The sequence below is a fragment of the Mesorhizobium sp. WSM4837 genome (genome assembly GCF_055811435.1).
In genome coordinates, this window is the sequence record NZ_JBVVQE010000175.1 from 1 (window position 1) to 2,160 (window position 2,160).

General features: G+C 59.5%; 1 protein-coding gene. It reads right to left on the reverse strand.

Annotated elements, in window-relative coordinates:
- On the reverse strand, positions 1 to 2,030 hold a 2,030-nt coding region (locus tag AC0L3D_RS36460; protein ID WP_473647508.1), incomplete at its 3' end, for a DUF4158 domain-containing protein.
- Between the last annotated feature and the right edge of the window lie 130 nt (positions 2,031 to 2,160).

Consider the following 2,160-nt stretch of genomic DNA (forward strand, 5'->3'; position numbering starts at 1 on the left):
GACGCGGTCGTTCCATCACCCCACAGACGGGAATGCGGGTGTCGGGTGTGCACGTCGGTAACGCATGCTTGTGCAGCACGGTATGTCTCTGAGCGAGCGTGGAATGTGCGCATCCAGCCGATCTGATGGGCGCTGATGCCCTTGGACGCGCTGGCCATACGCTTCGGGCCGAGGTTGGTCGCATCGGCCAATACTCCGGCCAGCATTGCGGATACGTTGCGGGGTGCATCTCCAGTTCGGACGTGGGTGAACTGGTCGGCGAACCCGGTCCATTCGTGCACTTCCCTCAAGAGGTCCGGTACCTCAACCAGCGGATAGAACTCGGAGATCTCGGCGTTCAATTCCTCGACGGCCACGGGAACATCGCCGGCGGTTGGTGTGACGATCAGCGTCCCGGCTTCGAGGCGAACGCCTTCAAGCTTTCGAACTCGTGCCCTATGGGCAAGGCGTTTGAGGTTGAAGTCCAGCAGTTGGCGAGCTTCAGCCAACCAGGCCGCTCCATCAGCTTGCACGCCAAGGCCAAGTCGGTCTTCTTCCTTCATCGCAGTGAAGGTTGGTCGAGGCATGAGGTGCTCATCGATCGGGCGGAACGAGCGGCTGCCGTCGACCCAGACATCGGCCGAACGAAGCCTGTCTCGCAAGGCGGCGAGTGTTGCAATTTCATAAAGACGGCGGTCTGGCTTTTCCTGTCCGAAGATGAGTTTCCGATCGGCTTGGCTGAGGTGCGTGATCGGGGCGCGCTCCGGGAGTGTCCGGCGCCTCTCCGAGTAGAGGCGTCTCAGCACACCGACCGCCGCAAGAAGTGGATCGTGTCGGCGGGCCGAGCGGAACGTGAATGCCTGCAGGAACGCACCCGCATATTTGTGGACGGTCGCATACTGCTCGGCTGCTAAAGCCAGAGGTGAAGTCTCGTTGTCTTCGACCATAGCGGCCAGCTCGGGCTTCATCCGAAGCAGTCGTGTCCAGCCAATTTCGCGGTCGAGCGTCTCGATCGCATCGTCGCCATTGTCATTCGCCGCCTGGAGGGCGGATATCGTATCGAGGAACATTCGCAGTATCTTTGAAGTCTCCGGCCGAGCGTCCATGTGACGCTGTTTCTTGCGATTGTTGGCTTGTGAGAACAGCCGCCCAACCAGCTTGATGAACATCGTTACGGCATCGTCGGTGAGTTTCTGACCGAGTTTGATGACCTGCGCCATGATCGTCGCACGCCGGCGATTTGCGCCGAAATCTGTGGCGAGCCACGCAGGAGTGGCGTCACCTTCCCGAATGATCTGATCCCAGCGTCCAGATGAAATACGCGCCTGCAATTGAGGATCGATTTCGAGCGTATGCAGGAAGGCAATCCGTTCGGTCAGTCCAATTAGGTTCGAAGCACCGGGCGCGTCCGGCGCTGATCGCAGCCAATGGAATCGCGTTTGACCAATAGCTGGATCGACGTGGAGCAGAGCGTCGAGCGCTTCCAACTTCTCGGCGGCGATATCTTCGAGGAGTGTGATTTCTGCGCGTCGGCGTGCGATGGCGCGACCGGCCAATCCAATCGTCTCGATCGCCGCCTGAGAAGGGAGTAGTGCCCCGCGCTGCCGAAACGCAGATATCACCGCGGTGACGATCGGGTACCCCTTGTCCCCGGCAGCCGCTGCGTCGATAGCCAGAAGGGCTGCACGCCGGTCGTTCTTGTTGGCTATGTGTAGGCTGAGATGTTCGGTCAGGAAGCGGCTGTGCTCGAAACGTGTCTGCACTCGACGCGCGTAGATGGCGTAATCCTGCGAGTCTACTCCGAGCTGGTCGGCCAAGTAGCGGATGACCGTCGCATGAGGCTGCTCGTCTTCTCCCAAGAGACGGCCAGTATGACGCATGACGCAAAGCTGGACGCCGAAGCCCAGTTTATTATGCGGGCGGCGACGCACCTCACATTCCAACCGGTCAATTGGATCGAGAGTGTAGTGCCGGAGCAGACTATCCTCGTCAGCCGGGAGGCCAAAAAGAACCTTTGCCTCTGCCGCATTGACTAGCCTTCTTCGGCCCATTCGTTCGCTCCTCGCTACGAAGGAGCCGAGCTTATGGTCGCTGCAAGATCGATCGCAATCGAGTTGGTAATCTTGTCCAGAGGACAAACAGATGTTCGTGCTTCGTTCGACCTTAGCGTGTCTGGGAAAG